Source organism: Actinoplanes sp. NPDC026619, from assembly GCF_040638295.1.
Classification (GTDB): domain Bacteria; phylum Actinomycetota; class Actinomycetes; order Mycobacteriales; family Micromonosporaceae; genus Actinoplanes.
In genome coordinates, this window is the sequence record NZ_JBEZYA010000006.1 from 305,369 (window position 1) to 329,970 (window position 24,602).

Annotated in this window: 22 protein-coding genes; 2 read left to right on the top strand and 20 right to left on the bottom strand. The window is 68.3% G+C overall.

Going from position 1 to position 24,602, the window contains the following annotated elements:
• Positions 1–72: 72 nt before the first annotated feature.
• Positions 73–867, bottom strand: coding sequence for an IclR family transcriptional regulator C-terminal domain-containing protein (locus AB0E90_RS16400; RefSeq protein ID WP_360405205.1), 795 nt, complete (start codon positions 865–867; stop codon positions 73–75).
• Positions 868–1,028: 161 nt separating this feature from the next.
• On the opposite strand from AB0E90_RS16400, the gene AB0E90_RS16405 reads away from it, so the two are divergent.
• Positions 1,029–2,207, top strand: coding sequence for an MFS transporter (locus AB0E90_RS16405; protein WP_360405485.1), 1,179 nt, complete (start codon positions 1,029–1,031; stop codon positions 2,205–2,207).
• On the opposite strand, the gene AB0E90_RS16410 is transcribed toward AB0E90_RS16405, so the two are convergent.
• A complete protein-coding gene (locus AB0E90_RS16410) occupies positions 2,204–3,205 on the bottom strand; it encodes a polyprenyl synthetase family protein (RefSeq protein ID WP_360405488.1) in 1,002 nt (333 codons plus the stop codon). The two genes, AB0E90_RS16405 and AB0E90_RS16410, sit on opposite strands and share 4 nt — an antisense overlap.
• A gap of 217 nt (positions 3,206–3,422) precedes the next feature.
• Between AB0E90_RS16410 and AB0E90_RS16415 the strand changes: the two genes are divergently transcribed.
• Positions 3,423–4,220 (top strand): inositol monophosphatase family protein, encoded by a 798-nt coding sequence (locus AB0E90_RS16415; protein ID WP_360405208.1) that lies wholly within the window; start codon positions 3,423–3,425, stop codon positions 4,218–4,220.
• 226 nt (positions 4,221–4,446) lie between these two features.
• Here the strand turns inward: AB0E90_RS16415 and nuoN are convergent, their stop codons facing one another.
• From nuoN to mqnC, 18 genes are all read right to left on the bottom strand, one after another.
• Complete coding sequence (nuoN, locus tag AB0E90_RS16420) at positions 4,447–5,979, bottom strand: NADH-quinone oxidoreductase subunit NuoN (protein ID WP_360405211.1); 1,533 nt, start codon at positions 5,977–5,979, stop codon at positions 4,447–4,449.
• A gap of 2 nt (positions 5,980–5,981) precedes the next feature.
• Entirely contained in the window at positions 5,982–7,526 is a 1,545-nt protein-coding gene (locus AB0E90_RS16425) for an NADH-quinone oxidoreductase subunit M (RefSeq protein WP_360405214.1), read from the bottom strand.
• A complete protein-coding gene (nuoL, locus tag AB0E90_RS16430; RefSeq protein WP_360405217.1) occupies positions 7,523–9,448 on the bottom strand; it encodes an NADH-quinone oxidoreductase subunit L in 1,926 nt (641 codons plus the stop codon). The genes AB0E90_RS16425 and nuoL overlap by 4 nt, the downstream gene beginning before the upstream one ends.
• Positions 9,449–9,460: 12 nt before the next feature.
• Positions 9,461–9,760 carry an NADH-quinone oxidoreductase subunit NuoK gene (gene nuoK / locus AB0E90_RS16435; RefSeq protein ID WP_360405220.1) on the bottom strand — a complete coding sequence of 100 codons (300 nt, stop codon included), beginning with the start codon at positions 9,758–9,760 and terminating at the stop codon, positions 9,461–9,463.
• Entirely contained in the window at positions 9,757–10,506 is a 750-nt protein-coding gene (locus AB0E90_RS16440; protein WP_360405223.1) for an NADH-quinone oxidoreductase subunit J, read from the bottom strand. Before AB0E90_RS16440 ends, nuoK begins: the two co-directional genes overlap by 4 nt.
• The gene (gene nuoI, locus AB0E90_RS16445) at positions 10,506–11,099 is read right to left on the bottom strand and encodes an NADH-quinone oxidoreductase subunit NuoI (protein WP_360405226.1); all 594 of its coding nucleotides are present in this window, start codon (positions 11,097–11,099) and stop codon (positions 10,506–10,508) included. Before nuoI ends, AB0E90_RS16440 begins: the two co-directional genes overlap by 1 nt.
• Position 11,100: 1 nt before the next feature.
• A complete protein-coding gene (nuoH, locus tag AB0E90_RS16450; RefSeq protein WP_360405491.1) occupies positions 11,101–12,453 on the bottom strand; it encodes an NADH-quinone oxidoreductase subunit NuoH in 1,353 nt (450 codons plus the stop codon).
• A gap of 124 nt (positions 12,454–12,577) precedes the next feature.
• Positions 12,578–15,061: an NADH-quinone oxidoreductase subunit G gene (locus AB0E90_RS16455; RefSeq protein ID WP_360405229.1), complete on the bottom strand. Its 2,484-nt coding sequence runs from the start codon at positions 15,059–15,061 to the stop codon at positions 12,578–12,580.
• Positions 15,062–16,378 carry an NADH-quinone oxidoreductase subunit NuoF gene (nuoF, locus tag AB0E90_RS16460; RefSeq protein ID WP_360405232.1) on the bottom strand — a complete coding sequence of 439 codons (1,317 nt, stop codon included), beginning with the start codon at positions 16,376–16,378 and terminating at the stop codon, positions 15,062–15,064.
• On the bottom strand, positions 16,375–17,451 hold the full coding sequence (nuoE, locus tag AB0E90_RS16465; protein ID WP_360405235.1) for an NADH-quinone oxidoreductase subunit NuoE: 1,077 nt from the start codon (positions 17,449–17,451) through the stop codon (positions 16,375–16,377). The genes nuoF and nuoE overlap by 4 nt, the downstream gene beginning before the upstream one ends.
• Positions 17,452–18,777: an NADH-quinone oxidoreductase subunit D gene (locus AB0E90_RS16470; RefSeq protein WP_360405238.1), complete on the bottom strand. Its 1,326-nt coding sequence runs from the start codon at positions 18,775–18,777 to the stop codon at positions 17,452–17,454.
• The gene (locus tag AB0E90_RS16475) at positions 18,774–19,499 is read right to left on the bottom strand and encodes an NADH-quinone oxidoreductase subunit C (protein ID WP_360405241.1); all 726 of its coding nucleotides are present in this window, start codon (positions 19,497–19,499) and stop codon (positions 18,774–18,776) included. Before AB0E90_RS16475 ends, AB0E90_RS16470 begins: the two co-directional genes overlap by 4 nt.
• Positions 19,496–20,167: an NADH-quinone oxidoreductase subunit B family protein gene (locus tag AB0E90_RS16480; protein ID WP_360405244.1), complete on the bottom strand. Its 672-nt coding sequence runs from the start codon at positions 20,165–20,167 to the stop codon at positions 19,496–19,498. The genes AB0E90_RS16475 and AB0E90_RS16480 overlap by 4 nt, the downstream gene beginning before the upstream one ends.
• A gap of 6 nt (positions 20,168–20,173) precedes the next feature.
• Positions 20,174–20,539, bottom strand: coding sequence for an NADH-quinone oxidoreductase subunit A (locus AB0E90_RS16485; RefSeq protein ID WP_360405494.1), 366 nt, complete (start codon positions 20,537–20,539; stop codon positions 20,174–20,176).
• A gap of 79 nt (positions 20,540–20,618) precedes the next feature.
• Positions 20,619–21,884: a geranylgeranyl reductase family protein gene (locus AB0E90_RS16490; RefSeq protein WP_360405497.1), complete on the bottom strand. Its 1,266-nt coding sequence runs from the start codon at positions 21,882–21,884 to the stop codon at positions 20,619–20,621.
• Positions 21,885–22,027: 143 nt separating this feature from the next.
• Positions 22,028–22,306 (bottom strand): hypothetical protein, encoded by a 279-nt coding sequence (locus AB0E90_RS16495; protein ID WP_360405247.1) that lies wholly within the window; start codon positions 22,304–22,306, stop codon positions 22,028–22,030.
• Positions 22,307–22,354: 48 nt separating this feature from the next.
• On the bottom strand, positions 22,355–23,050 hold the full coding sequence (locus AB0E90_RS16500) for a demethylmenaquinone methyltransferase (protein ID WP_360405250.1): 696 nt from the start codon (positions 23,048–23,050) through the stop codon (positions 22,355–22,357).
• Between the two features lie 272 nt (positions 23,051–23,322).
• Positions 23,323–24,552, bottom strand: a complete 1,230-nt coding sequence (gene mqnC, locus AB0E90_RS16505; protein ID WP_360405253.1) for a cyclic dehypoxanthinyl futalosine synthase — start codon at positions 24,550–24,552, stop codon at positions 23,323–23,325.
• Positions 24,553–24,602 lie beyond the last annotated feature (50 nt).

Sequence of the window (24,602 nt, forward strand, 5' to 3'; positions counted from 1 at the left end):
CTGACCTCCCGCGTGCAACGTGTTCTACGTGGCCGGGCTGCGGGAGGTTCAACGGAGTCTTAGACCTGCATGTCAGGCTGTGGCGGACTCGCCTGCGGAGAGCGCTTCCGCGACACTGCGGGCGGCCGAGGTGAGCTTGGCCCGCACGACCCGCGCCGAAGTGAGCATCTCGGCCGCCGGCAGCGAGCAGGCAAGCACCAGCCGGCGCTCGATGTCACGGTCGGCGACCACCAGCACGGCCGCACACGCGAGGCCCTGCTTGAACTGACCCATCTCGATCTGCATGCCGCGTCGCTCGCCGGCCGCCAGGTCGGCCTCGAGGGCTTCGGGCGTGAGCAGGGTGGCCGGGGTGAACTGGCGCATGCCGTAGTCGCGCAGGTAGCGCGCCCGCTGATCGGGAGTGAGGGTGGCCAGCAGCGCCTTGCCGAGCGCGGTGGCATGGCCGCCCTCGTCGAAGCCGGGCGCCATGTCGTCGACGAACGGCGAACGGGCGCCCTCCGCCGACGCGGTCACCGCGATCCGGCCGCCGACGAAGCGGCCGAGGTAGTGCGTATAGCCGGTGTCGAGGGCAGCACGACGCAGCGCCTCGCCGACCGCAGGCGGGCCGCGAAACGCCGAGACGAGCTCTCGGTACCGATCGGCAATTTCCAGACCGACGATGTACGTGCCGTCCTCTCGGCGGATCACGTAACCCTCGTACGCCAGGGTGCGGACAAGGTGGTACGTCGTGGCGACGGTCAACTCGCACCGCCGCGCTATCTGCTTCACGGTGAGTCCGCGCGGGGCGCGGCCGACCGACTCGAGGACGCGCAACGCGCGTGACACGCTCCGAATCAGATCGGACGGCTCCGCCAGGGGGTCGCGCACAGCTACCTCCGACGCCAGGGACTTACACCATATGAATAATCTTCCGCCGACGGAATGCCAAAACCATGTGGATCTCGATCGATTTACACAACGCGTGTGGTCATTTGCACTCAACGCGCTCGGATGCATTCTGCGGGCCTAGTCTGCGGGAGGTGGGCTCGATCAAGATCAACGCGGCCGGAAACGCATCGACCAGCGTGAACGTCGTGAAACCGTTGCGCGCGGTGACCGGCGCGCTCACCACGACGATCGCGGTCTCCATCCCGGTGTTCCTGGTCGGCGGTCTCGCCGTGCAGATCGGCGACGAGCTCAACTTCTCCCCGGCCGGCCTCGGGCTGGCCGTCTCGGCCTACTTCGGCGCCAGCGCGCTCGCCTCGATCCCGGCCGGTTGGCTGGTCGAACGCTTCGGCGCCGCCCGGATCTCCCGGCTCGGCATCGCGCTCGCCGCGACGTCGCTCCTCGGCATCGCGGCGGCCGCGAATGCACTGCGGAGTCTCATCGCGATCCTGGCCCTCGGCGCCGCCGCGAACGCGATGGGGCAGCTCGCCAGCAACACCAGCCTGTCCCGGCACGTGCCACCCGGCCGGCAGGGCCTGTCGTTCGGCGTGAAGCAGGCCGCAATCCCGGTGAGCACGCTGCTGGCGGGCGCGGCCGTGCCGGTGGTGGCTCTGACCGTCGGCTGGCGGTGGGCCTTCGTCCTGGCCGGTCTCCTGGCGTTGGTAGCCGCGCTGACGGTGCCGAGCGAGGGATCCCGGCCACCGATGACCGACAGATCCGAAAAGCGGGCGACCGGGGCGCTCGTCGTCGTCGGGCTGGCCGCTACGCTCGCGGCCGCGTCGGCCAACGCCCTCGGCACCTTTCTGGTCGACTCGGCCGTCGTCCGCGGCATCGCACCCGGCGCGGCCGGCCTCTCGCTCACCCTGGGCAGCGCGGTCTGCGTGGCCGCCCGGATCACCGGCGGCTGGCAGGCCGACCGCCGACCGGGCCGGCAGGTCGGTGTCATCGCCGGGCTGCTCGCCTGCGGCGCCGCCGGGCTCGTCCTGCTGGCTGTGCCCGGCCCGGTGCCGCTCGTGGCCGGCGTCGTCCTCGGCTTCGGTTTCGGCTGGGCCTGGCCCGGCCTGATGAATTTCGCCGTGGTCCGGTTGCACCCGCAGGCGCCGGCCGCCGCCACCTCGATCACCCAGACCGGCGTCTACGCCGGTGGTTGCGTGGGGCCGCTCGGCCTCGGCTCGGTCGCCACCTTCGCCGGTTACTCCGCCATGTGGCTCACCGCTGCGGGCGCGATGATCGCCGCGGCCGGCCTGATGCTGCTCGGCAGCCGCCTGCTAGAACGCCACTAGCTGGTGCGGTCGGCGATGTAGTCGCAAAGCGCCTCCATCGCGCGCTTCGCCTCGCCGGCCGGCAGCGGGGCCAACTGCGCCCGCGCCTCCTCGGCGTAGTTGCGAACCGTTTCCCGCGCCCGCTTCATCGCCGCCGACTCGCGCAGCAGCGCCAGCGCCTCGGCATGCAGGTCGTCGTCGGTGATCGGGCCGGTCGCGAGGATCTCGCGCAGCCGCACCGCGGACGCATCGGCGTTGTCGTCGTCGGCCAGCGCATAGAGCACCGGCAGCGTCGGCACGCCCTCGCGCAGGTCGGTGCCCGGCGTCTTGCCCGACTGCACCGACTCGGAGGTGATGTCGAGCAGATCGTCGGAGAGCTGGAAGGCGATGCCGATCGTCTCGCCATAGCCGGCGAGCGCCTCGACCATCTCCGGCGCCGCGCCCGAGAACAGGCCGCCGAACCGCGCCGACGTCGCGATCAGCGACGCCGTCTTTTCCGTGATGACATGCAGGTAGTGCTCGATCGGGTCCATCCCGCGCGCGCCGACCGTCTCGGCGATCTGGCCGTGCACCAGCCGCGAGAACGTGCGCGCCTGCAATCGGACGGCCTCCGGGCCGAGCGAGGCGGCGATGTCTGACGCGCAGGCGAACAGGTAGTCGCCGACCAGGATCGCCACCGAGTTGCCCCAGCGGGAATTGGCACTCGGCGCACCCCGGCGGACCGGCGCCTCATCCATGACGTCGTCGTGATAAAGCGTGGCAAGGTGGGTCAACTCCACCACATTTGCCGCCGCCACGATGTCGGCCGCCTCGGGGTTGCCGAACTGCGCGCCCAACGCCACCAACAGCGGCCGGAAGCGTTTCCCGCCGGCATCGGCGAGATGCCGCGCAGCCTCGGCCACCAGCGGATCGGCGCTGGCCACGTTGGCCCGAAGCGCCTCCTCCACAGCGGCCATCGTCGCCGTGACCGACGCATCGACCGCAGGGTCGACGTCGAGGCCAAGCGATGACAGCGTCATATCACCGGTGCTTACCACGCTTTCACGATGCCATATGGGTCCGACCCTTCCGGGATCAGGGGGCACAAGATCAAAAACTTTTTTCGGTACGGCGTGGACCGGCCCCGTCCGCACCGCCCGGCTGAGTCGCGGGTCACCCTCCGCGACCGGCCGCCGGGCGGGCCCGCCGGGTTTCGGCCCGCCCCGATCACTTCCGGCCACCGCCTACGCTGCGATCATGTCGATCGAAGATCATGAGCTGGCCATCGCCGCGGCCGGAGCCGGAGCCACCGTCGTGCGCGCCCGTTTCGGGCAACAGCTGTCCCGGGTGGACAAGGGTGCCGGCGACTTCGCCACCGAGGCCGACATCGAGGCGGAGAAGGCGATCCTCGAGGTCCTGCGGGCCGGCCGCCCCGCCGACGCCGTGCTCGGCGAGGAGTCCGGCCGGACCGGCTCGGGCGAGCGCACCTGGCTGGTCGACCCGCTGTGCGGAACGCTGAACTTCGCCGCCCGCACCACGATGGTCGCGGTCAACGTGGCCCTGCGCAGCGGCCCGGACATCCTGGCCGCGGCCAGCGCCGACCCGTTCGGCGAGGAGGTCTTCTGGACCGGCGGCGCCGGGGCCTTCCGCCGCCACGGCGGCCGCGACGAGCCGCTGCTGCCGTCCGGCGGATCCCGCCTGGTCGACCTCAACCTCGACCCGCCGTTCCCGAGCGCGCCCGGCTTCCGCGCGGTGAACCTGCTGGCCGATCCCGAGTTCGGCACGGCGTTCAGCCCGCGCGTGCTCTCCACGACCCTGCCGCTGGCGTGGGTGGCCGCCGGCCGTCGAGCCGGCTATCTCTCCGACGGCCACCGCGATTGGACCGTCCACTCGGCCGCCGGCATCGCCCTGTGCCGCGCCGCCGGCTGCGTGGTGACCGACCTCTCCGGCGAACCCTTGCACAGCGCCTCCCGCGGCCTGCTGGCCGCCGCCGACCCCCGGACTCACGCGGCATTCCTGGCGTTGATCACCAAGACGGCAAACTTCCGCGACTGACTCCCGGGCTCTTTCCTGGCCGCGGCGCGGGGTCCAGCCGGAGCTGCTGGCGATCAGTTTCGGGCAGGCCCTCGGCGTACACAAGGCTGGTTGTCGGGGGTCTCGAGCCTGGTCTTGGCTCGGATGTGGTGGTGAACACGTCAAGCGGGTCGGCCGGCAGCGGTGGCCTGACCATGCGCAGCGGGCCCCGGCGAGAACGCCGGGGCCCGCTGCGAAAACCGAACAGCTAGCGGATGAACTGGGCCGCGTCGCGACTCAGGTCGATCAGCGGGGCCGGGGCTACGCCGAGGGCGAAGGTGGCGAGCACGCCGATCGTCAGCGCCGCGGCCGTCATGAAGCCGGGGATCGAGACCGTCGGGGTGGACTCGCCCGGCTCGTTCAGCCAGAGCAGCACGACGACCCGCAGGTACGGGAAGGCGATCAGCATGCTCGAGATGACACCGAAGATGACCAGCCAGGTCTGGCCGCCCTCGACGGCCGCCCCGAAGACCGCGAACTTGGCGGTGAAACCACTGGTCAGCGGGATACCGGCGAAGGCCAGCAGGATGAACGAGAAGGCCATCGCGAACAGTGGGCTCTTGCGGCCCAGCCCGGCCCAGCGGGACAGGTGGGTCGCTTCGCCGTCCGCGTCGCGGACCAGCGTGATGATGCCGAATGCGGCGAGGACCGAGAAGCCGTACGCCACCAGGTAGAACATCGTGCTGCTCAGACCCTCCTTGTTGAGCGCCAGGGCACCCACCAGGAGGTAGCCGGCGTTCGCGACGGAGGAGTAGGCGAGCAGCCGCTTCATGTCGGTCTGGGTCACCGCGAGAACGGCGCCGACCAGCATGGTCAGCACCGCGATCACGCCGAGGACCGGCTGGAAGTCCCAGCGGACGCCCTCGAACGACACGTACAGCACCCGGAGCAGGGCGCCGAACGCGGCGACCTTGGTGCAGGCCGCCATCAGCGCGGTGATCGGCGTGGGCGCACCCTGGTAAACGTCCGGCGTCCACACGTGGAACGGCGCCAGCGCGGCCTTGAAGAGCAGGCCGATCGCGACGAGCGCCAGGCCGGCGTAGAGCAGGACCTCACTGCGCTGCGGGTTGGCGACCGCGGTGTGCACGTCGCCGAGCTTGATGCTGCCCGAGAAGCCGTAGATCAGGGCCACCCCGAACAGGAAGAACGCCGACGCGTACGAACCGAGCAGGAAGTACTTGAGCGCGGCCTCCTGGCTGAGCAGGCGACGCCGGCGGGCGAGCGCACACAGCAGGTAGAGCGGCAGCGAGAAGACCTCGAGCGCCACGAACATGGTCAGCAGGTCGTTCGCCGACACGAACAGCAGCATGCCGCCGAGCGCGAACAGCGTCAGCGGGTAGACCTCGGTCGCGCCCGGCTGGTCGCCGGCCTGCCGCAGGTCCTTCTGCGAGCCGACCGTGATCGCCGCCTGGGAGACGAACGCGCCGCCCTTCTCCACCGTCCGCTCGCCGATCAACATCAGCGAGACGGCGCCGAGCGCCAGGATGGAGCCCTGCAGGAACAGGGTGGGCCCGTCGACCGCGACCGCGCCGCCGATGGTGATCTTCCGGGTGCCGTGCTCGACGACCACGGCGACGAACGACGCCACGATCGCGATGAACGACAGCCCCAGCTGTACGGCGTGCCGGGATCGGCGCGGAACGAGCGCCTCCACCAGGATGCCGACGCAGGCGACCCCGAAGAGGATCAACATGGGCGAGAGCGCGCCGTAGTCGATCGTGGGAAGTTTGAGGTCTGCCATGGCTAGCGAGCCACCCCTCCGTTAGCAGTGACCGCCGTCGGTCCCGGATCGGTCGTCCCGACGTCCTGCATGGTCGCCTCGACCGCCGGGTTGATCACATCCGTAACCGGCTTCGGATAGAAGCCGAGCAGCAGGAGCAGCAGGATCAGTGGCGCGACCACGACCTTCTCCCGCAGCGTGATGTCCTTGCGCATGGCCGGCACCTTTTCGAGAGCCGGGTTGAGCGTGCCCTGGGTAGTGCGCTGCACCATCCAGAGGACGTACGCGGCGGCCAGCACGATGCCCACTGTCGCGATCACGGCGTACGCCTTGTGCACCGTGAACGTGCCGATCAGCACCAGGAACTCGCTGACGAACGGCGCCGTCCCGGGCAGGGCCAGCGAGGCGAGACCGGCGAAGAACAGCACCCCAGCCAGGACCGGCGTGAGCTTGCCCGCCCCACCGAAGTCGCTGACCAGGCTGGAGCCGCGCCGGGCCACGTACATACCGACCACGATGAACAGCAGGCCGGTGGCCAGACCGTGGTTGACCATGTAGAGCACCGAGCCGGTGCCACCCTGCGTGGTGAAGGCGAAGATGCCGATGCCGATGAAACCGAAGTGCGCGATCGACGTGTACGACACCAGGCGCTTCAGGTCGTTCTGCCCGATCGCCAGCAGCGCCGCGTAGAGGATGCCGATGACCGCCAGGACCAGCGCGGCCGGCGCGAACCAGCGGGACGCCTCCGGGAACAGCGGGAGGCAGTAGCGCAGGATGCCGAACGTGCCGACCTTGTCCATCACGCCGACGAGCAGCGCGGCCGCACCGGCGGGCGCGGCGCCACCGGCGTCCGGCAGCCAGGTGTGGAACGGGAAGAACGGCGCCTTGATCGCGAAGGCCACGAAGAAGCCGAGGAACAGCCAGCGCGAGGTGTTCTGGTCGATCGAGGAGACCGACTGGAGCAGGTGCGTGAAGTCGAAGGTGTGCCCGCCGACCACCCACAGCCCGATCACCGAGGCCAGCATGAACAGGCCGCCGACCAGGCTGTAGAGGAAGAACTTGACCGCCGCGTACTGCCGCCGGGCCCCGCCGAACGATCCGATGATGAAGTACATCGGGATCAGCATGACCTCGAAGAACACGTAGAACAGGAAGATGTCGGCGGCGGCGAAGACGCCGATCATGGTGAACTCGAACGCCAGCAGCAGGGCGAAGTAGACCGGCGCCGAGCGCTTGTCGTCGCCGTCCACGTCGTGCCAGGACGCGAGGATCACGACCGGTGTGAGCACCGCGATCAGCATCAGCATGACCAGCGCGATGCCGTCGGCGGCGAACGTGAAGCGGGCGTCCCACGAGGGGATCCACTGGTACGACTCGTGGAACTGGAAGCGGTCCCCGCCGACCTTGAAGGCGATCCACATGAAGATGCTGAGCACCAGCACGACGAGCGACCAGGCCAGCGCGACGGTCTTGGCGAGTTCCGACTTGCGTCGCGGAATCGCCGCCACCACGACCGCGCCCACCAGCGGGAGCAGGGTCAGGATGGAGAGAAAGGGAAAGTCACTCACGCCAACCACCCCAGCTGGATTGCAAGGAAGGCGCCGACCACGAGCACGGCACCAGTGAGCATGGAGAGGGCGTACGAGCGAACGAATCCGGTCTGCAGTCTCCGTAGTCGTCCGGAGCCGCCACCGACGCCGGCCGCAATACCGTTGACCAGACCGTCGATGCCCTTGTTGTCGAGGTAGACCAGAGCGCGGGTCAGGTAGATACCGGGGCGCTCGAACACCGCCTCGTTGAACGCGTCGGTGTAGAGGTTGCGCCGCGCGGCGGTGACGACCGCTCCGGCCGGTTGCTCCTGCAGGGCGGTGCCCTTGCTGAACAGCGCCCAGGCGAGGCCGGCGCCGGCGACCGACACGACCAGCACCAGGATCGAGATCAGGTACTTGTTCATGACCGGGTCGTGCTCGCCCTCACCGGTGACCGGCGCGAGCCACTCCGGGATCGCCGAGTGCCGGCTGATCAGGAAGCCGACCACGATCGAGCCGAGCGCCAGGAGCATCAGCGGCACGGTCATGATGAACGGCGACTCGTGCGGGTGCTTGTTCTGCTCGGTGTAGCGCTCCGGCCCGTGGAACGTCAGCACGAACAGCCGCGTCATGTAGAACGCGGTCAGTCCGGCGCCGAGCAGCGCGGCCGTGCCGAACAGCCAGGACGTCCAGTCACCGCGGGAGTAGGCGGCCTCGATGATCGGGTCCTTGGAGAAGAAGCCGGACAGCGGCGGGATACCGATGATCGCGAGCCAGCCCATCATGAAGGTGAGCCAGGTCCACCTCATGTGCTTGTGCAGGCCACCGAACCGGCGGATGTCTTCCTCGTCATGCATGCCGTGCATGACCGAGCCGGCGCCGAGGAACATGTTGGCCTTGAAGAAGCCGTGCGCCAGCAGGTGGATGATCGCCAGGGCGTACGCCCCGCCGCCGAGCCCGACGCCGAGGAACATGTAGCCGATCTGGCTGACCGTCGACCAGGCCAGGACCCGCTTGATGCCGTCCTTCGCCGAGCCGATGATGCAGCCCATCAGCAGGGTGAACGCACCGACGCTGACCACGATCGTCTGCAGCGCGTGGTTGGCCGAGAAGATGTGGTTGGAGCGGGCGATCAGGTAGACGCCCGCGGTCACCATGGTCGCGGCGTGGATGAGGGCGGAGACCGGGGTCGGGCCCTCCATCGCGTCCGGCAACCAGGCCTGCAGCGGGAACTGACCGGACTTACCGGCGGCGCCGAGCAGCAGCAGCAGGCCGAGGATCAGCACCGTGGTGCCGGACAGCGCGCTGACCCCGTTGAAGACGTCCGAGAATTGAGTGCTGCCGAGCGTCGAGAACATCAGGAAGATGGCGATCGCCAGGCCGGTGTCGCCGACCCGGTTCATCAGGAACGCCTTCTTACCGGCGGTGGCCGCGGCCGGCCGGTTGTACCAGAAGCTGATCAGCAGGTACGAGGCGAGACCCACGCCCTCCCAGCCGAAGTACAGCATCACGTAGTTGTTGCCGAGGACCAGCAGGAGCATGGCCGCGACGAACAGGTTGAAGTAGCCGAAGAACTTGCGGCGTCCCGGGTCGTGCTCCATGTAGCCGACCGCGTACAGGTGGATCAGCGAGCCGACACCCGTGATCAGAAGGACGAAGACGCCGGACAGCGGATCGAAGAGCAGGCCGAAGTCGACGTGCAACTTTCCGACCGCGATGAAGTCCCACATGCTCAGCTCGGCGGAGCGGTGCGCCGCGTCGAGACTGCCGAGCTTGATGAAGAAAATCAGCCCAAGCACGAAGGAGGCCGCCACCGCGAGAACGCCGAGCCAGTGGCCCCATTTGTCGGCACGTTTGCCGAGAAAGAGCAGGATGGCAGCGCTCGCGAGCGGAATGGCCACCAATAGCCAGATTCCGCTCAACGTTCCCGTCGCTTGGGCAAACTCCACTGACTGTTCCACGTGAAGGCCCCTTTAGTACTTGAGGAGGTTCGCGTCGTCGACGCTCGCGGAGCGACGAGTCCGGAAGATCGACATGATGATGGCGAGGCCCACCACGACCTCGGCTGCCGCAACGACCATCACGAAGAACGAGATGATCTGGCCGTCGAGGCCGCCGTTGATGCGGCTGAAGGTGATGAACGCCAGGTTCGCGGCGTTGAGCATGAGCTCGATGCACATGAACAACACGATCGCGTTGCGGCGGATGAGCACCCCGGCTGCGCCGATGGTGAACAGGATCGCCGCAAGGACGAGGTAGTAGTCGGGAGTCACTTCTCGGTTCCCTTCGGAGCCGCCTCTTGGGCAGTCAGCTCACGCACGGGCAGGATCGGCGAGATCGTGCGCTCCGACCCGTTGCCGTCCGGCAGCCGGCCCGGCGCCGCCACCGACATGGTGTTGGCGTAGACGCCCGGGCCCGCCTTCGCACCCGGGTAGTTGCCCGGGCGGAAACGCTGGGTCATCCGCACGATCTGGTTGATCTTCTCGCCCTGTGCCTGCTCGACGTGGGCCAGCACCATCGCGCCGACAGCCGCCGTGATCAGCAGGGCCGAGGTGACCTCGAACGCGAAGACGTAGCGGGTGAACAGCAGGGCCGCCAAGCCCTGCACGTTGCCACCGGAGGCCTTGTTGGCCTCGGTCAGGCCGACGACCGGAGTGTCGCCGAGCGCCCGCGCCAGGCCCGTCCCGACCAGGATGGCGAAGCCGACGCCGAGCACGACCGCCGCGATCCGCTGGCCGCGGAGCGTCTCGATCAGCGAGTCGGAGGCATCCCGGCCGACCAGCATGATCACGAACAGGAACAGCATCATGATCGCGCCGGTGTAGACGATGATCTGCACCGCGCCGAGGAACGGCGCCGCGTTGATCACGTAGATGAAGCCCAGCGAGAGCATCGTCTGGACGAGCCAGAGCGCGGAGTGGATCGCGTTGCGGGCGATCACCATGCCGAGGGCGCCGACCACGGCGATCGTGGCGAGGATCCAGAAGCCGACCGCCTCAGCGGTGGAGACGTGGTTCATCAGACGGTCTCCTTCGCGGCATCGCCGGAACCGTCGGTGACGTCGTTGGTCGCCCAAGGCGCTCGCTCGGCGCCCTTCGACGTGCCCGGGTTGGTCAGCGCACCGAGGTAGTAGTCCTTGTCGGTGTCGCCCAGGCGCATCGGGTGCGGCGGCTGCTCCATGCCCGGCAGCAGCGGCATCAGCAGGTCTTCCTTCGTAAAGATCAGGTCCTGCCGGCTGTCGCGGGCCAGCTCGTACTCGTTGCTCATGGTCAGCGAACGGGTCGGGCAGGCTTCGATGCACAGGCCGCAGAAGATGCAGCGAGCGTAGTTGATCTGGTAGATGCTCGCGTACCGCTCACCGGGCGAGAAGCGCTGCTCGTCGGTGTTGTCCCCGCCCTCGACGTAGATCGCGTCGGCCGGGCAGGCCCAGGCGCACAGCTCGCAGCCGATGCACTTCTCCAGGCCGTCCGGGTGCCGGTTGAGGATGTGCCGGCCGTGATAGCGCGGCGCCGGCATCGGCGGCGAGAACGGATAGTCGGTCGTGACGACCTTGCGGAACATGTGCGCGAAGGTCACCCCGAAGCCCTTGAAAGAGCCGGTGAATGTCCCCACGTCACACCTCCTTGTTTTCGGAATCGCCGCCGACAGTGGCGGGGGTGCGTTCGGCCACCGCGCGGCGGGCCCGCGGGCTCGGGGGTACCTGCAGATCCAGCGGGGGCACGGGGAAGCTGCCCGGTGGCCGGGAGGCGAGCTGCTCCTCGAGGGAGAGCTGGCGTTCCTTCTTGGGGCTGGGCCAGAACATGGCCACCAGCAGGACGACGACCACGAGACCGCCGATGCTGAGCCACTTGGCCCGATCGGACATCTCGTTGTTCGCGACCTTCACGTAGGACAGGAAGAGGATCCACACCAGGCTGACCGGGATGAGGACCTTCCATCCGAAGCGCATGAACTGGTCGTAGCGCATGCGGGGCAGCGTCGCCCGCAGCCAGATGAAGCCGAACAGGAAGATCAGGATCTTGACGAAGAACCAGATCAGCCCGAACCAGCCGGCGTTGGCGCCGTGCCAGACCGCGGTGATCGGCCATGGTGCACGCCACCCACCGAGGAAGAGGGTGGTACAAAACGCCGAGACAGTGATCATGTTGATGTACTCGGCGAGATAGAACATCGCGAACTTGAACGACGAGTATTCCGTCTGGAAACCGCCGACCAGCTCGGACTCGGCCTCGGGGAGGTCGAACGGCGCCCGGTTGGTCTCACCGACCGCCGCGATCATGTAGATGATGAAGCTCGGGAAGAGCAGCACCGCGTACCAGCTCGGCGTGGTGAGCTCCATGCCGAACAGGTGGAACGGGTTGCCCTCGGCCTGGGCCTTGACGATCTGTGAGGTGCTCATCGTGCCGGCGGTCATGAAGACCGCGACGATCGAGAGACCCATCGCGACCTCGTACGAAATCATCTGCGCGCTGGACCGGAGACCACCCAGCAGCGGGTAGGTCGAACCGGACGCCCAGCCGGCCAGCACTACGCCGTAAACGCTCATCGAGGAGCAGGCCAGCAGCACGAGCACCGAGACCGGCACGTCGGTGAGCTGCAGCGCGGTCTTGTGACCGAACACGCTCACCACGCCGCCGAACGGGATCACCGAGAACGCGGTGAACGCGGTCGTACAGGAGATCACCGGAGCGATGAAGTAGACCACCTTGTCGGCGGTCTTCGGGATGATCTCCTCCTTGAACGGCAGCTTCATGCCGTCCATGAGGCTCTGCAACCAGCCGCCCGGACCGACCTGGTTGGGGCCGGGCCGGACCGCCATCCGGGCCACGACCTTGCGCTCGTAGACGATCGTGAAAAGCGTCAACAGCAGCAGGAGCACGAAGACCGCGAGCAGCTTGATCAGCGTGATCCACCAGACGTCGTTCTCGAACGTCTGCAGCGAAGGGTCCTGGGCATGCGCCAGGATCATCGATTTCATGCTGTGCCCCCCACGTCATGCCTTCCCGGCCCTTGCTTCGCTGCGGTGCAGTCAGTCATGACAAAGGCCCCCCACGTCATGCCTTCCCGGCCCTTGCTTCGCTGCGGTGCAGTCAGTCATGACGAGTCCCCTCGGCGAGGATCGGGCCAGGCTTACCGGCCGTGAGTCGGACCACCGAACCCGAAGGGACGCCGAGGCTGCGACGAATGCTTGAGCCCGGCGAGTTGGTGGGAAGCCACACCACCTGCGGGGGCAGGTCGGTGATCGCGGCTGGAAGCGTGACGCCGCCCCGATCGGTGCTGACGGTGACCGCGTCACCTTCGGCGACGCCGAGCGACTCGGCCAGGTCCTTGCCGATCAGCACCAGCGACGGCCGGGCCGTGCCCTTCAGCACGTCGTCGCCGTCGAGCAGCGAACCTTGATCGACCAGGTGGTGCCAGCTGGCGAGCACGGCCTCGTTCGTGCCGGGCTTCGCGAGAGAGCCGGCGCCGACCGTGGGCAGTGCCGGGCGGCTCGCCTTGCTCGCCGGCATGGTGCCCAGCTCGCGACGGATCGTCGCCACGTCGCCGGTGCCGAGCGTGACGTCGAGCAGTGCCGCGATCGCCTCGAGCACCCGGCCGTCGGTCATGGCCGTGGTCGGCAGCACCGTCGGGAAGGACCGGAGCCGGCCCTCCCAGTCCATGAACGTGCCGGACTTCTCCTGCGCCGGGGCCACCGGCAGCACCACGTCGGCCCGGCGGGTCACCGCGCTGCCGCGGATCTCAAGGCTGACCACGAAGCCCGCGTTGTCGAGGGCCTGCTCGGCCAGGCGCGGGTCGGCCAGGTCACCCGGATCGACGCCGGCGACCAGCAGGCCGCCGAGCGTGCCGTCCGCGGCCGCCGCGATGATCGCGTCGGTGTCCCGGCCGGTCGTGCTGGGCAGAGCGCCGGCCTCGACCTTCCAGGCCAGCGAAAGCTCGGCGCGGGCGGCCGGGTCGGCAACCGGGCGACCGCCCGGAAGCAGGTTGGGCAGGCAGCCGGCGTCGACCGCACCCCGGTCGCCGGCCCGGCGCGGCACCCACGCGAGGCGAGCACCGGTGCGTTCGCTCAGCGCGGCCGCGGCGGACAGGCCACCCGGCACGCTCGCCAGGCGCTCACCGACGATCAGCAGCGCGCCCGGCGTGCCGAGCGCGGCGGCGACCGCCGCGTCCTCGGCGAGGATCTTGGCTTCCTCGCCCGGTGCGGCGGCGACGAGCGCCGCGCGGATCTTGATGAAACCCCGGGTGAGGTACGGGGCGATGGCCGTGACCTGGAGCTTGCGCTTGTTGGTCGCCTTGCGCAGCCGCAGGAAGAGGATCGGGCACTCCTCCTCCGGCTCGAGCCCGACGATGACCGCCGCCGGCGCGTTCTCCACGTCTTCGTAGGTGACGTCGGAGATCCCGCCGGCCACCGCGGACGCCAGGAAGTCGGCCTCCTCGACGCTCAACGGACGGGCCCGGAAGTCGATGTCGTTGGTGCCGAGCGCGATCCGGGCGAACTTGGCGTACGCGTACGCGTCCTCCACCGTCAGCCGACCACCGGTGAGCACCCCGACGCCGCCGGCCGCCTTGGCCGCCTTGAGGCCCTCCGCCGCCGTGACCAGGGCCTCGCTCCAGGAGGCTTCCCGCAGCGCACCGGTCTTGGCGTCGCGGATCAGCGGGTTCATGATCCGGTCGTTGGCGGAGGCGTAGCGGAAGCCCCACCGGCCCTTGTCGCAGTTCCACTCCTCGTTGACCGCCGGGTCGTCGCCGGCCAGGCGCCGGAGCACCTTGCCGCGGCGGTGGTCGGCACGCATCGAGCAGCCGGCCGCGCAGTGCTCGCACGCGGTGGGCGTGGAGACCAGGTCGAACGGGCGGGCCCGGAAGCGGTACTGCTCGCCGGTGAGTGCGCCCACCGGGCAGATCTGGATGGTGTTGCCGGAGAAGTACGAATTGAAGGCGACGTCACCCTCGCCGTCGCCGGCCTGCCCGTCGCCGGTGCCGGTGCCGCCGAAGAAGTCGTCCCGGTAGACGTTGATCTGCTCGCCCGACGAGCGGTCCATCAGGTCGATGAACTTGTCGCCGGCGATCTCCTCGGAGAACCGGGTGCAGCGCTGGCACAGGATGCACCGCTCGCGGTCGAGCAGCACCTGGCTGGAGATGTGGATCGGCTTCTCGTACTCCCGCTTGTGCTCGTGGAAGCGGGAGTCGACCCGGCCGTTGGACATCGCCTGGTTCTGCAGCGGGCACTCGCCGCCCTTGTCGCAGGTCGGGCAATCCAGCGGGTGGTTGGCCAGGAGAAGCTCCATGATGCCGTGCTGGGCCTTGTCCGCGACCTCGCTGGTGAGCTGGGTGTGCACCACCATGCCCTCGGCGACGGTCTGCGTGCAGGACGCGACCGGCTTGCGCTGGCCCTCGACCTCGACCAGGCACTGGCGGCAGGCGCCGGCCGGGGCGAGCAGCGGGTGGTCGCAGAACCGCGGGATGGCGATGCCCATCCGCTCGGCCACCCGGATGACCAGCTCACCCTTCTCGGCGGTGACCTCGATCCCGTCGATGGTGAGCGCGACCGCATCGGTCTTCTTCGCTACGTCGGTCATTTAGTGCGCTCCAACCAGGGCCTTGGCGGACAGCCGCGGAGCTGTCCGGCCCTCGATGTAGTCCAGGTAGTCCTGACGGAAGTAGTTCAGCGTGGACATGACCGGGGTGGCCGCGCCGTCACCCAGGCCGCAGAACGACCGGCCGAAGATGTTGTTCGCGGTGTCCAGCAGAGTGTCGAGGTCGGCGTGGGTGCCCTCGCCGGACAGGATCCGGCGGTAGGTGCGGACCATCCAATAGTTGCCCTCGCGGCACGGGGTGCACTTGCCACACGACTCGTGGTGGTAGAACTCCAGCCACCGCCAGGTCGCATAGACCGGGCAGTCCTGATCGCTGAAGATCTGCATGGCCGTGGTGCCGAGGAGTGACCCCTGGGCGGCGACGCCCTCGAAGTCCATCGGGGTGTCGATGTGCTCGGCGGTCAGCAGCGGCGTCGACGAGCCGCCCGGCGTCCAGAACTTCAGGTTGTGGCCGGGCTTCATGCCGCCGGCCAGCTCGATCAGCTCGCGCAGGGTGATGCCGAGCCCGCACTCGTACTGGCCCGGGTTGACGACCCGACCGGAGAGCGAATAGATCATCGGCCCGGTCGACTTCTCGGTGCCCATGCTCTTCCACCAGTCGGCGCCGCCGAGCACGATGTACGGCACGCTGGCGATGGTGCCGACGTTGTTGACCACGGTCGGGCTCGCGTAGAGGCCGGCGATGGCCGGGAAGGGCGGACGCAGCCGGGGCTGGCCGCGGAAGCCCTCGAGGGAGTCGAGCAGCGCGGTTTCCTCGCCGCAGATGTACGCGCCGGCGCCACTGTGCACGACCAGGTCGAGGTCGAAACCGGAGCCGAGGATGTCCGTGCCGAGGTAGCCCTTGGCGTACGCCTGGTTGACCGCGCTGCGCAGCCGGCGTGCGGCGTGCACCGCCTCGCCACGGATGTAGATGAACGCGCGGTTGGCCCGGATCGCGTACGACGCGATGATGATGCCCTCGACCAGCGAGTGCGGGTCGTAGGTCATCAGGGGCAGGTCCTTGCAGGTGCCGGGCTCGCCCTCGTCCGCGTTGACGACCAGGTAGTGCGGCTTGCCGTCGCCCTGCGGGATGAAGCCCCACTTGAGACCGGTCGGGAAGCCGGCGCCGCCGCGGCCGCGCAAACCCGAGTCCTTCACCAGCTGGATCAGGTCGTCGGGGTGCACGTCCAGGGCCTTGCGGAGGGCGGCGTAGCCGTCCAGCCGCTCGTAGACGTCGATCTTCCAGGCGTCCGGCGACAGCCAGCGCTTGGTGAGGACAGGGGTGAGCTTTTCGAGAATCTCACGCCTTGGCTGAGTCACTTCTGCTCCTCGGTGCCGACGCTGTCGCCGGCCGGCTTGCCGTCACCGGCGGGCTGATGGGTCGCGACCCCGGAGGCCTCGGCGGAATTCGACGGGGCCGGCGTCCCGGCCTTGGTGGTTCCGGCCTTGTCCGGCGTGGAGCCGGTGGGGTTGCGGGCCTCGGCCGTGCGCACCTCCGGGTCCTTCGCGTCCCCGGCCCCGGTCGGCTTGCCGGCGTTCCGGTGCTCGCTGACCTTCTCGGCGACGGCGCCCGCCGCGGCCTTGACCGCGCTCGTCGCCTTTTCCGCCACCGTCGCCACCGCGCCCTTGTTCTCCTCGCGGGAAGAGGACTTGGTCTCCTCGCGGGGAGCGGGCTTGGTCTTGGTGATCGGGGCGTCCAGGTTGAAGTTCGGCACCGCGATTCCGTGCTGATCGGCCAGGGTCACGCCGCGCAGTGTGGGCGCACCGGCCGGACCGTCGGCGACCGCACCGTCGCGCTCGTCGGCGAAGCCCGCCAGCTGGTGCTGCATGTCCTTGAGCGAGCAGACCCGGGCACCCCGCGACGGGGTGGGCCGGCCGCCCTTGCGCAGCTGCTCGACCAGGTCGATGGCCGCCTCCGGGGTGGCCTCGTCGACGGCGAAGTCGTAGTTGACCGTCACCACCGGCGCGTAGTCACAGGCCGCCAGGCACTCGGCGTGCTCCACAGTAATCTGCCCGTCGGCCGTGGTCTGGCCGTTGCCGACCCCCAGGTGTTCGGTCAGTCGGTCGTAGACCTCCTGGCCGCCCATCATGTTGCACAGCGTGTTGGTGCAGACGCTGACCAGGTATTCGCCGGTGGGCTTGCGCTTGTACATGGTGTAGAACGTGGCGACCGCGCCGACCTGGGCCTTGTTGATGCCCAGCACCTCGGCGCAGAACGCGACACCGTTCGGGCTGACCTGGCCCTCCTCGGTCTGCACCAGGTGCAGCAGCGGGAGCAGAGCCGAGCGGCCGCGACCCTCGGGGTAGCGCGCGATGATCTCGAGCGCCGGACCGAGGAGCTTGGCCGCAAGGGGCGCGGCTGCCGGGGAGAACTCAATAGCGGTATCGGACATTTAGCGGTCACACCCACCCATCACGGGGTCCAGGGACGCGCCGCCGGCGATGACGTCGGCCAGCAGCGCACCTTCGGCCATCGCGGGGATGGCCTGGAGGTTCACGAAGCTCGGATCGCGCATGTGGACCCGGTAGGGATGGGTGCCGCCGTCCGAGACCACGTGCACACCGAGCTCGCCACGCGGGTGCTCGAGGCCGATGTAGACCTGGCCCGGCGGGACCCGGAAGCCCTCGGTCACGAGCTTGAAGTGGTGGATCAGCGACTCCATCGACTGACCCATGATCTTGGCCACGTGCTCGAGGGAATTACCCATTCCGTCGACGCCGACCGCGAGCTGCGCCGGCCAGGCGATCTTCTTGTCCGCGATGAAGATCGGGCCGGGCTTGAGCCGGTCGACCGCCTGCTCAACGATCTTGAGCGACTCCCGCATCTCGGCCATCCGCACCTGGTAGCGGCCCCACACGTCGGCGGTGGTCGCGGTCGGCACGTCGAACTCGTAGTCCTCGTAGCCGCAGTACGGCATGGTCTTGCGCAGGTCCCAGGCCAGTCCGGCGGAACGCAGCACCGGGCCGGTGATGCCGAGAGCCAGACAGCCGGTGACGTCCAGAACCCCGACACCCTGGGTCCGCTGCTGCCAGATGATCTGGCCGGACAGCATGGCCTCGTACTCCTTGAGCTTCTTCGGCATGTAGACGAGGAAGTCGCGGATCTTCTTGATCGCCGACTGGGGGATGTCCTGCGCGACGCCGCCGGGGCGGATGTACGCGTGGTTCATCCGCAGGCCGGTCGTCTCCTCGAAGATGTCCAGGATGTACTCACGCTCGCGGAAGCCGTACAGCATCATCGAGATCGCGCCGAGCTCCAAGCCCGTGGTGCCGATCCAGACGAGATGCGAGGCGATCCGATTGAGCTCCATGAACAGGACCCGGATGGTCTGGGCCCGCTCGGTGATCTGGTCGGTGATGCCCAGCAGCTTTTCTACCCCGAGGCAGTAAGCGGTCTCGTTGAACAGCGGCGCCAGATAATCGGCCCGGGTCACGAACGTGGTGCCCTGAGTCCAGTTGCGGTACTCGAGGTTCTTCTCGATGCCGGTGTGCAGGTAACCGATGACCGGACGGGCCTCGGTGACCGTCTCACCCTCGAGTTCCAGCACGAGCCGGAGCACGCCGTGCGTCGACGGGTGCTGCGGGCCCATGTTGACGACGATCTTCTCGTTCGAGAGCGGATCGATGCTGCCGGTGATCGTGTCCCAGTCGCCACCGGTGACCGTGAAGACGCGGCCCTCGGTGGTGTCGCGTTCGGTTGCGTAGCCCGATGAAGTCACTGGTAAACCCTCCGCTGGTCAGGAGGCGGAATCTCGGCGCCCTTGTACTCGACGGGCACGCCGCCGAGCGGGTAGTCCTTGAGCTGCGGGTGACCCTCCCAGTCGTCCGGCATGAGGATCCGGGTGAGGTTGGGATGGCCGGTGAAGATGACACCGAACATGTCGTACGCCTCCCGCTCCTGCCAGTCGGCAGTCGGGTAGACGTTGGTCACGCTGGGCAGGCTGCCGCCGGCCGGCACGGCCGCCTCGAGGCGAACGCGACGGCGGTACGTCATCGAGGTCAGCTCGTACACCACGTGCAGGCGGCGGGCATCGCTGTTGAGGTAGTCCACGCCGGAGACCGACGAGCACAGCTCGAAGCGCAGCCCCGCGTCGTCCCGCATGATCTGGGCGACCTCGGCGATCCTCTCCGGCACGATGTGGAGGGTCAGCTCGCCCCGGTCGACGACGACCTTCTCGATCGCGTCGCCGAAGCCCGGATAGGCCTCCTCGAGCGCATCGGTGACCTCGTCGAAGTAACCGCCGTAGGGCTTGGGGCTGCCGATCACCTCGGCCCGGCGCCGGACGAGACCGCCGAAGCCGGAGACGTCACCGGAGCCCTGGATGCCGAACATGCCCTTGTCGGGGCTGGACGGCGTCTGAGCCGGTGCATCGATGTCGGCGCCGACCGGCGCGGCGTTCACCGGGACCCCACCCGTCGAGTTACTGGGATCGATGCTCACTTGCCGTCCTCCCGCATGTGCGGCGCCAGCTTCATCCAGTTCTCGATGCGCAGCTGCTCCTCGCGGCCTTCCTTGACGGCCTGCGTCCACTCGGCCCGGCGGGTCTTGTCGGCCCGGTAGGAGGAGGGCATCGCACCGGGAGCGACGATCGGCATCTGACCTGCGGCCTTGCGCGCCTCGAGCATCTTGCGGCCGTTCGGGCCGAGCGGCGTGGCCATGACCTTCTCGCGCATCTTGAGGATGGCGTCGATCAGCATCTCCGGCCGCGGCGGGCAGCCCGGCAGGTAGACGTCGACCGGAACGATGTGGTCCACACCCTGCACAATCGCGTAGTTGTTGAACATCCCGCCGGACGATGCGCAAACGCCCATCGAAATGACCGACCGCGGCTCGGGCATCTGGTCGTAGATCTGGCGCACCACCGGGGCCATCTTCTGGCTCACCCGACCCGCGACGATCATGAGATCGGCCTGGCGCGGCGAGGCCCGGAAGACCTCCATGCCCCAGCGGCCGAGGTCGTAGTGGGGGGCGCCGGCGGCCATCATCTCGATGGCGCAGCAGGCGAGCCCGAAGGTCGCACCCCAGAACGACGACTTGCGGGCAAAGTTGGACAGCTTTTCGACGGACGTCAGCAGGATGCCTGCGGGCAGCTTCTCTTCGATTCCCATGTCAGATCAGTCCCAGTTAAGGCCGCCGCGTCGCCACACGTACGTGTAGGCGATGAAGACGGTGACGATGAACAGGACCATTTCCACGAAGCCGAACACGCCCAGTGACCCGAAGGACACGGCCCACGGGTACAGGAAGATGGTCTCGATGTCGAAGACGATGAACAGCATCGCCGTCAGGTAGAACTTCACCGGGAACCGGCCGCCGCCGACCGGCTGCGGCGCGGGCTCGATGCCGCACTCGTACGCGTCGAGTTTCGCGCGGTTGTAGCGATGCGGACCGACGATCGGCGCGATCCCCACCGAGAACAGCCCGAAGAGCGCGCCCAAGATCAAGAGCCCGAGGATCGGGACGTACGGGTTGAGATGCATCATCTCTCCTGCTCGACTGTTAGCGGCTTCACACTATTAATCCGATTCAGCCTTGCGTCGACCGGGGGTCCCCATGTAGTCATACGGCCGGCGCCACCTTGGTCAGACCATTGATGATCCGGTCCATCGCGTCGCCGCCTCGCGGATCGGTGAGGTTGGCCAGCAGCTTCAGCACGAACCGCATCAACGTGGGGTGCGGCATCCCGTGCTTGGTGGCGAGTCGCATGACCTGTGGGTTACCGATCAACTTCACGAATACCCCACCGAGGCGGTAATAGCCGCCGAACCGCAGGCTCAGCTCGGCCGGGTAGGCCCGGAGAGCGCGTTCACGGTCGGCGCCGGCGGGCCGGGCGAGCGCCTGGACAGCGACCTCCGCGGCCAGTTCGCCGGACTCCATGGCGTACGCGATGCCCTCGCCGTTCATCGGGTTGACCATGCCGCCCGAGTCGCCGACCAGCATCATTCCCCGCGTGTAGTGCGGCACGCGGTTGAAGCCCATGGGCAGCGCGGCGCCGAGAATCGGGCCGTCGGCATTTTCCTCGCCGCGCATCCCCCACTCCTCGGGAGTGCCGGCCAGCCAGTCGGTCAGCAGCGTGCGGTAGTTGGTCTTGCCGAAGGCATCCGACGAGTTCAGGATGCCGAGACCGACGTTGACCCGGCCTTCGCCGAGGCCGAAGATCCAGCCGTACCCGGGGAGCAGTGAGTTGTCGACCGCGCTGCGCAGCTCGAGCCACGACTCCAGATAGTCGTCGTCGGCGCGCAGCGGCGACTGGTAATAACGGCGGACCGCCACGCCGATGGGGCGGTCGTCGCGCTTGGCCAGGCCCATGGCCAGCGGAATCTTGCCGGAGACGCCGTCCGCGGCGATCACCAGCGGAGCGCGGTATTCCACCGGCTCCTTATCCGGGCCGACCTTCGCCGACACGCCGACAGCCCGGCCCTCGTCGTCGAGGATCGGCCCGCTGACGTTGACGCCCGTGCGCAGCAGCGCGCCGGCCTCGATCGCGCGCTGGGCGAGCATGTCGTCGAAGTCGAGCCGGGTGCGCACCAGGCCGTAGTTCGGGAAGCTGGCCAGGTCGGGCCAGTCGAGTTCGAGCCGGACCCCGCCGCCGATCACCCGCAGACCCTTGTTGTGCAGCCAGCCCGCCTTCTCGGAGGTGTCCACACCCATCCGGACGAGCTGTCGCACCGCCCGCGGGGTCAGTCCGTCGCCACAGACCTTCTCGCGGGGAAACTCGGTTTTTTCGAGCAGCAGCACGCGCAGTCCGTGCCGCGCCATGTGGTAGGCCGCCGCGGAGCCCCCCGGCCCCGCACCGACCACGATTACATCTGCCTCATCGCCAATCGGGTCTGACGGTCCAGCGGGCCCAGTTGTTGCTTGGCCTTGCACGGCACACCTCCGTCTCGTGCGGGCTCGTGAAACACTTCACAAGCACGCCCAGATCGGAGTCTAAGACGGTCATCGAAACCCGTTCGGGTTAGGCAACCCTAACTGTTCGAAGCCGGTGAAATGCCCGATCCGCTCTCCGTCAAGGACCCTTCTGTTCCGTTGGACGACTCTTGGTCCAGGTATTCCCGAAACGTACCGCCCATCGCCTTGTCAAGAGCGGCGATCAGCTCATCTACTAGGTCCTGAGCCAGTTCCGGATCCTGCGCGGCCACCATCCGGATGCGCGCGGCCAGCTCCATGCCGCGCCGCTCGCCCGCTTCGCCCTCGTCGATGGCGATGTCGATGTCGGTGTCCTCAAGATGCCCGAAGGTCGTCATAGCGGCAGCAAAACAGTTTTCGCCGCCATTGTTGGGCGAACGCCCGATTTATACCCGAGTGGCACGATGGAGCGCGACAATACCCCCGGAAAGGTCACGCCAGCCGACTCGGGTCCACGGCCCGGACGAACCAATCTTCTCGGCCAGGGCGGCTTGGTCCGGCCACGCGCGAATCGATTCCGCGAGATAGACGTACGCGTCGGGATTGCTCGACACCGCACGGGCCACGGCCGGCAGCGACCGCATCAGGTACTGCAGATAAACAGTGCGGAACGCCGGGTTCAACGGGTGGCTGAACTCGCAGACGACCAGCCGGCCACCCGGTCGCGTGACCCGGCCGAGCTCACGCAGCGCCCCCTCGTTGTCCACCACGTTGCGCAGCGCGAAGGAGATCGTCACCGCGTCGAAGGTGGCGTCCGCGAACGGCAGCCGGAGAGCGTCACCGGCCAGCAGCGGAACCGCCCGGCCCGCGTGCCGCCCAGCTCGCAGCATGCCGATCGACAGGTCGGCGCCGACCGCGAACGCCCCGGAGCGGGACAGTTCCTCGGTCGAGACGCCGGTGCCGGCGCCCACGTCCAGAACCCGCTCGCCGGGGCGCAGCCCGAGCGCGGCCCGGGTCGCCCGCCGCCAGCCCCGGTCCTGACCGAAGGAGAGAACAGTGTTGGTGAGGTCGTACCGCTTGGCCACGCCGTCGAACATCTCGGCGACCTCGTGCGGCTGCTTGTCCAGATCTGCGCGCGTCACAGCTAGAACTCTCTCACCGAGAGAAACAGAACGGGCGAGATGGGTGACCATCTCGCCCGTGCCTTATGCGTTATATAAACGACCGCCATCGGTCGGGTCCGCGGAGTCAAGCGCGCGCTTGACGTTCCAAGGAAGTTCTCAGACTTACGCGAGGAACGTAACCAGCGGGAACAGTGTGGGATAGAGGTTTACGTCCCTCGTTACGAAGCAGCAATGCCCCCCACGCCGCTTACCCGATCCCTACCTGACCGAACGGCCGATCCGACCCCCCACTACTTGGCGTCAACCAGCGGTAGCGTCTTGCGATCGGGCATCGCGATCGACGAGAAGTGAGAGACGACACGGTCGTCGGTCGGGTCGTCGGCCTCGGTCCGGTGCACCTGCAGGTGGCGATAGAGAGTGTCGCGCCACGCCGGGATGCGGTCGGCGGTGCGGATCATCCAGATCAGCTCGTGCAGGTTGGAGCGATGCCGGGCGCCGGCCGAGGAGATCACGTTCTCCTCCAGCATGATCGAGCCGAGGTCGTCGACGCCCAGGTGCAGCGCCAGCTGGCCGACGTCCTTACCGGTGGTCAACCAGGACGCCTGCAGGTGCGCGATGTTGTCGAAGAACAGCCGGGACACCGCGATGAACCGCAGGTATTCCATCGTGGTGGCCTGGGTGCGGCCCTTGAGATGGTTGTTCTCCGGCTGGTAGGTCCACGGGATGAACGCCCGGAAGCCGCCCACCTGGCTCGCGGTCTCGACGGCGTCGTCGCGGTAGCCGTTGGCCACCGCGAGGTCCTGGCAGTCGCGGATCATCCGGATGTGCTCGATGCGCTCGGCGTTCGTCTCGCCGGTGCCCATCATCATGGTCGCGGTCGAGGACAGCCCGTTGCGGTGCGCGATCGTCATGACCTCGATCCAGCGCTCGCCGCTCTCCTTCAGCGGGGCGATCGCCTTGCGCGGCCGCTGCGGCAGCATCTCCGCGCCGGCGCCGGCGATCGAGTCGAGCCCGGCCGCCTTGATCCGCAGGATCGCCTCCTCGATCGAGACGCCATCGACCTTGGCCATGTGCAGGATCTCGCTGGGGCCGATCGAGTGGATCACGAGCTGCGGGTACGCCTCTTTGACCCCGGCGAACAGCGACTCGTAATAGGCCACGCCGAACTCGGGGTGGTGGCCGCCCTGCAGCATCACCTGGGTGGCGCCGAGGTCGATCGCCTCGCCGCACCGCCGCAGGATCTCCTCCATCGGGTGCGCCCAGCCGTCCTTGTGCTTGGGGGCGCGGAAGAAGGCGCAGAACTTGCAGGCCGTGACACACACGTTCGTGTAGTTGATGTTGCGGTCGATGAGGTAGGTGACGATGCCGTCCGGGAAACGGCGGCGCCGGACCGCGTCGGCGGCCTCGCCCAGCGCGTGGAACGGCGCGTCGGTGTAGAGCAGCAACGCCTCCTCGGGCGTGATCCGCCCACCGTCGGCCGCCCGCTGCAGGATGCTGTCGATCTCCGGATTAGCGGTCACGCTGTCGAGACTACGTCCCGGGTCAGGCACTCGGCAGCGGCGAGGGTCAC